The sequence below is a fragment of the Burkholderia sp. HMSC10F09 genome (assembly GCF_001806955.1).
GTDB classification, from domain to species: Bacteria; Pseudomonadota; Gammaproteobacteria; order Burkholderiales; family Burkholderiaceae; genus Burkholderia; species Burkholderia multivorans.
This window is the reverse complement of sequence record NZ_KV786555.1, coordinates 1-6,020: the sequence shown is the minus strand read 5'-3', so window position 1 is coordinate 6,020 and position 6,020 is coordinate 1. Positions and strand designations below refer to the sequence as shown.

The 6,020-nt window shown below is 69.7% G+C and carries 4 protein-coding genes; 2 read left to right on the top strand and 2 right to left on the bottom strand.

Annotation, left to right across the window (positions count from 1 at the left end; all coding sequences use genetic code 11):
• Positions 1 to 93: 93 nt before the first annotated feature.
• Positions 94 to 1,314: a CaiB/BaiF CoA transferase family protein gene (locus tag HMPREF3115_RS04495; RefSeq protein ID WP_006402150.1), complete on the bottom strand. Its 1,221-nt coding sequence runs from the start codon at positions 1,312 to 1,314 to the stop codon at positions 94 to 96.
• Between the two features lie 236 nt (positions 1,315 to 1,550).
• On the opposite strand from HMPREF3115_RS04495, the gene alaS reads away from it, so the two are divergent.
• Positions 1,551 to 4,175 carry an alanine--tRNA ligase gene (alaS, locus tag HMPREF3115_RS04490; RefSeq protein WP_006402148.1) on the top strand — a complete coding sequence of 875 codons (2,625 nt, stop codon included), beginning with the start codon at positions 1,551 to 1,553 and terminating at the stop codon, positions 4,173 to 4,175.
• Between the two features lie 171 nt (positions 4,176 to 4,346).
• Here the strand turns inward: alaS and HMPREF3115_RS04485 are convergent, their stop codons facing one another.
• Positions 4,347 to 5,261 (bottom strand): LysR family transcriptional regulator, encoded by a 915-nt coding sequence (locus tag HMPREF3115_RS04485; protein WP_006405002.1) that lies wholly within the window; start codon positions 5,259 to 5,261, stop codon positions 4,347 to 4,349.
• 120 nt (positions 5,262 to 5,381) lie between these two features.
• Here HMPREF3115_RS04485 and HMPREF3115_RS04480 point away from each other — a divergent pair.
• The coding region (locus HMPREF3115_RS04480; protein ID WP_176748737.1) for a YbfB/YjiJ family MFS transporter at positions 5,382 to 6,020 on the top strand (639 nt) is incomplete at its 3' end.

Below are 6,020 nucleotides of genomic sequence, written 5' to 3'. Positions count from 1 at the left end.
GCGCGAGCGCCCGGCCCGATGCCGCTTCGGCGGCGCGCCGACGCAGTGGCCGCGCATGCGCTCGGCCCGCCCGAGTGCCGAGCGCCGCGCCGCTCAGATCGCCTGCTTCGCCTTCAGCGCCGCGATCCGCGCATCGTCGTAGCCGAGCATATCGCGCAGCACGTCGTCGGTGTGCGCGCCGAGCAGCGGCGGGGCGGTGCGCGCATCCGGCGGCGTCGCGCTCATCCGCACCGGATTGCGCACGAGCTTCACATCCGCGCCGCACGGATGCGGCAGCGCGACTTCCATGCCGCGCGCGACGACCTGCTCGTTCGCGAACACCTCGGCCAGATCGTTGATCGGCCCGCACGGCACGCCGGCCGCCTCGAGCGCGTCGATCCACGCCGTCTTGCTGCGCGTCTTCACCATCTCCGCGAGGATCGGCACCAGCGTGTCGCGATGGCGCACGCGCGCGGGATTGGTCGCGAAGCGTTCGTCGTCGGCGAGCTCCGGCCGCCCGCCGGCTTCGACGAACTTGCGGAACTGCCCGTCGTTGCCGACCGCGACGATGATCCAGCCGTCGCTCGTCTGGAACGTCTGGTACGGCACGATGTTCGGATGCGCGTTGCCCCAGCGCACGGGCGGCGTGCCGCTCGCGAGGAAGTTCGTGTTCATGTTCGCGAGCAGCGCGACCTGCACGTCGAGCAGCGCCATGTCGATGTACTGGCCAACGCCCGTGCGGTCGCGATGCGCGAGCGCGGCGAGCACCGCGATCGTCGAATAGAGGCCGGTCGCGAGATCGGCGATCGCGACGCCGGCCTTCTGCGGGCCGCCGCCCGGCACGCCGTCGCGCTCGCCCGTGATGCTCATGAAGCCGCCGATTCCCTGCACGATGAAGTCGTAGCCCGCGCGATGCGCGTACGGGCCGGTCTGGCCGAAGCCCGTCACCGAGCAGTAGACGAGATCGGGCTTCACGGCGCGCAGCGATGCATAGTCGAGCCCGTATTTCTTCAACTGCCCGACCTTGTAGTTCTCGAGCACGACGTCGCTCTGCGCGGCCAGCTCGCGCACGATCTGCTGGCCTTCGGGCGTCGCGATGTCGACCGTCACCGAGCGCTTGTTGCGGTTCGCCGCGAGATAGTAGGCGGCCTCGGCGGTGTCGGCGCCGTGCGCGTCCTTCAGGTAGGGCGGCCCCCAGTGGCGCGTGTCGTCGCCGGCGCCCGGGCGCTCGATCTTGATCACGTCGGCGCCGAAGTCGGCGAGCGTCTGCGCGCACCACGGGCCCGCGAGCACGCGGGTCAGGTCCAGCACGCGGATATGGCTCAGGGCACCCATCGTCGATTCGTCTCCTTTCATGGCGTGGCCTTGCGCGGCAAGGCGAATTGGCATGCCGAGCATCTTAAGGCGAATCGGCGCCGCCGGTGGCCCCGTGGGGCCGGCCGGAGCGCCGAGCCGCTTTGCCGGGAATCGCATTCAATCCCGTATAATCGATCGTTTCCGAACCATGCCGCCGCGCGTCCGCAACGGCCGCCGGCGTTTGAAGCCGTCTTAGCAGACTGTCCCCGCACGCCATGAAAGCTGCCGAAATCCGCGAGAAATTTCTCAAATTCTTCGAATCGAAGGGCCACACGATCGTCCGCTCGTCGAGCCTCGTGCCCGGTAACGATCCCACGCTGATGTTCACGAACTCGGGGATGGTCCAGTTCAAGGACGTCTTCCTCGGCACCGACCGGCGTCCGTACACGCGCGCGACGACGGCGCAGCGCAGCGTGCGCGCGGGCGGCAAGCACAACGACCTCGAGAACGTCGGCTACACCGCGCGGCACCATACGTTCTTCGAGATGCTCGGCAACTTCTCGTTCGGCGACTACTTCAAGCACGACGCGATCCGCTTCGCGTGGGAGCTGCTGACCACGGTCTACATGCTGCCGAAGGACAAGCTGTGGGTCACCGTGTACCAGGAAGACGACGAGGCGTACGACATCTGGGCGAAGGAAGTCGGCGTGCCGACCGAGCGCATCATCCGGATCGGCGACAACAAGGGCGCGCGCTACGCGTCCGACAATTTCTGGACGATGGGCGACACGGGCCCGTGCGGCCCGTGCACCGAGATCTTCTACGATCACGGCCCGGAGGTGTGGGGCGGGCCGCCGGGGTCGCCGGAAGAAGACGGCGATCGCTACATCGAAATCTGGAACCTCGTGTTCATGCAGTTCAACCGCGACGCGCAGGGCAACATGACGCGCCTGCCGAAGCCGTGTGTCGATACCGGCATGGGCCTCGAGCGTCTCGCCGCGGTGCTGCAGCACGTGCACAGCAACTATGAAATCGACCTGTTCCAGAACCTGATCAAGGCCGCCGCGCGCGTGACCGAAGTCGGCGATCTGAACAACAACTCGCTGAAGGTGATCGCCGATCACATCCGCGCCTGCGCGTTCCTGATCGTCGACGGCGTGATTCCGGGCAACGAAGGCCGCGGCTATGTGCTGCGCCGCATCGTGCGCCGCGCGATCCGCCACGGCTACAAGCTCGGGCGCAAGGGAGCGTTCTTCCACAAGCTGGTGGCCGATCTCGTCGCCGAAATGGGCGCCGCGTATCCGGAGCTGAAGGAAGCCGAGCAGCGCGTGACCGACGTGCTGCGTCAGGAAGAGGAGCGCTTCTTCGAAACGATCGAGCACGGCATGTCGATCCTCGAATCGGCGCTCGCCGATCTCGAGGCGAAGGGCGGCAAGGTGCTCGACGGCGAACTCGCGTTCAAGCTGCACGACACCTACGGCTTCCCGCTCGATCTGACGGCCGACGTCTGCCGCGAGCGCGGCGTGACGGTCGACGAGCCCGCGTTCGACGACGCGATGGCGCGCCAGCGCGAGCAGGCGCGCGCGGCCGGCAAGTTCAAGGCCGCGCAGGGCCTCGAATACACGGGCGCGAAGACGACGTTCCACGGCTACGAGGAGATTGCGTTCGACGACGCGAAGGTCGTCGCGCTGTACGTCGACGGCTCGGCCGTCACCGAAGTGAAGGCCGGTCAGGATGCGGTCGTCGTGCTCGATCACACGCCGTTCTACGCGGAATCGGGCGGCCAGGTCGGCGACCAGGGCGTGCTCGCGAACGCGTCGACGCGCTTTGCGGTCGCCGACACGCTGAAGGTGCAGGCCGACGTGATCGGCCACCACGGCACGCTCGAGCAGGGCACGCTGAAGGTCGGCGACGTGCTGCGCGCGGAGATCGACGCGCAGCGCCGCGCGCGCACGCAGCGCAACCACTCGGCGACGCACCTGATGCACAAGGCGCTGCGCGAAGTGCTCGGCTCGCACGTGCAGCAGAAGGGCTCGCTCGTCGACGCGGACAAAACGCGTTTCGACTTCGCGCACAACGCGCCGCTGACCGACGACGAAATCCGTCGCGTCGAGCAGATCGTCAACGACGAAATCCTGGCCAACGCGCCGGGCATCGTGCGCGTGATGCCGTACGACGAAGCGGTGAAGGGCGGCGCAATGGCGCTGTTCGGCGAGAAGTACGGCGACGAAGTGCGCGTGCTCGACCTCGGCTTCTCGCGCGAGCTCTGCGGCGGCACGCACGTGAGCCGCACCGGCGACATCGGCCTCTTCAAGATCGTGATGGAAGGCGGCGTCGCGGCCGGCATCCGCCGCGTCGAGGCGATCACCGGCGACAACGCCGTGCGCTACGTGCAGGAACTCGACGCGCGCGTGAACGAAGCGGCAGCCGCGCTGAAGGCGCAGCCCGCGGAGCTCACGCAGCGCATCGCGCAGGTGCAGGATCAGGTCAAGTCGCTGGAGAAGGAGCTCGCGGCGCTGAAGTCGAAGCTCGCGTCGAGCCAGGGCGACGAGCTCGCGCAGCAGGCCGTCGAAGTCGGCGGCGTGCACGTGCTGGCCGCGACGCTCGACGGCGCCGATGCGAAGACGCTGCGCGAGACGGTCGACAAGCTGAAGGACAAGCTGAAGAGCGCGGCGATCGTGCTCGCGGCGGTCGAGGGCGGCAAGGTCAGCCTGATCGCCGGCGTGACGGCCGAGGCGAGCAAGAAGGTCAAGGCCGGCGAGCTCGTGAACTTCGTCGCGCAGCAGGTCGGCGGCAAGGGCGGCGGCCGCCCCGACATGGCACAGGCCGGCGGCACCGAACCGGCGAACCTGCCGGCCGCGCTCGCCGGCGTGAAGGGCTGGGTCGAAGCACGGCTCTGATCGCCCGAGCGCGCGGCCGCGCGGCGCCCGCCGCGGGGCCGCGCTTCGCCGGCGTCACGCAAGCAAACGAAACGCCCCGATCGGCGCAGGCCGGTCGGGGCGTTCTGCATTCCGAGCCCGGCGAGCAGCGCGGCGCACCAACGGTGAACCGCCCGGCGAGTGTCGCTCGCGTTACGCCGCTATCGTGGCCGCACGTTTGTCGCCGTCGGCTGCGGTCGGCGCGGCATCGGTCAACGCGTCGCGCAACGCGGCGAGGGCAGCCGATTCATAGCCGTGCCGCCACGCGAGCAGCGTATCGATCGCGCCGAATCCGGCGATCGCGTGCTGCGCGACGTTGTCCGTCTCCGGCTGCAGGTCGAGCACCGAGCGCGGGGCGACCGCGATGCCGGCACCTGCCGCGACGCACGCGACGATCGCGTGATACGAGCCGAGCTCCAGCACGCGCGCGGGTTTCAGCCCGTATTCGGCATACCACTGCTCGACGTACTTCCGGTACGTACAGCCGCGTTCGAACGCGATCAGCGTCGGCAGGATCACGTCGCGCGGCGTGCGCACCGGCGGATGGCCGCGCGGCGTGAGCAGCACGAGTTCCTCGCGGAACACCGGCACGGTCTCGAACGTGTCGGGCAGCGTGTCGGGCGCGGGCGGCCGCGCGAACAGCGCGGCGTCGACGTCGAACTCGCGCACGCGGTCGATCAGCCAGCCCGTCGTGCCCGTGACGAGCTCGAGCGACACGTCCGGCCAGGCATGGTGATAGCGCGCGAGCACGGCCGGCAGCCGGCTCGCGGCCGTGCTTTCCATCGTGCCGAGCCGCAGCCGGCCGCGCGGCGTGTCCTCGCGCACCGCATCGCGCGCTTCGTCGGCCAGCGCAAGCAGCCGCTCCGCATACGGGAGCAACGTGCGGCCGGCCGGCGTCAGCACGAGCCGGCGGCCGTCGCGCACGAACAGCGCCGCGCCGAGTTCCTCCTCGAGCTGCTTGATGCGCGTGGTCACGTTCGACTGCACGCGGTTGAGCTTCGCGGCCGCGCGCGTCACGCCGTTCTCGCGCACGACCGCGCGGAAAATCGCCAGCGCCGCCAGATCCATGATTCTCTCCCTGCGATGGGTGGATTCTGAATTATTCATTTTTCGAGAATGATTGGTCAAGCTACGATGGCGTCATCCGATTTCCGTGTCGGCCGGCGTGTCGCGCCGGTCCATTGCGCCATGTCCCGTTCCGATGCACCGTCCGCCGCCGTCCACCCGCATGCGTCGCGTGACGCCGATCGCCGTGCGCGCGCGGCGGCGCTCGCCTGCATGGTCGGACTCGCGGTCGCGCTCGGCGTCGGCCGGTTCGCGTTCACGCCGCTGCTGCCGCTGATGCTCGCCGACGGCTCGCTCGGGCTCGAAGCCGGCAGCTGGCTCGCGTCGGCGAACTATGCGGGGTATTTCGTCGGCGCGGTCAGCTGCGCGGCGCTGCGCGTGCCGCCCGCGCGGATGGTGCGCGTCGGGCTCGCCGCCACGGTGCTGCTGACGGCCGCGATGGGCGTCGGTCATCTGCTGCCGGTCTGGCTCGCGGTGCGCTTCGTCGCCGGCGTCGTCAGCGCGTGGACGTTCGTGTTCGTGTCGCAGTGGGGGCTGCGGCGGCTCGCCGAGCTCCATGCGCCCGCGTGGAGCGGCGTCATCTATGCGGGGCCGGGCGCCGGCATCGTGCTGACCGGGCTGATCGGCAGCGCGCTCGCGGGCCATCGCGCGACGCTCGGCTGGCTCGGCTTCGCGGCGCTGTCGGCAGGGCTGTCCGCTGCGATCTGGCGCACTTTCGGCACCGCCTCGGCGGCCGCGCCGGCACCGGCCGCCGGCACGGCG

Bases quoted from the DNA above. Each gene is read 5' to 3' on its own strand.
- HMPREF3115_RS04485 (WP_006405002.1), bottom strand. From the start codon at position 5,261: ATGGATCTGGCGGCGCTGGCGATTTTCCGCGCGGTCGTGCGCGAGAAC.
- HMPREF3115_RS04495 (WP_006402150.1), bottom strand. From the start codon at position 1,314: ATGGGTGCCCTGAGCCATATCCGCGTGCTGGACCTGACCCGCGTGCTC.
- alaS (WP_006402148.1), top strand. From the start codon at position 1,551: ATGAAAGCTGCCGAAATCCGCGAGAAATTTCTCAAATTCTTCGAATCG.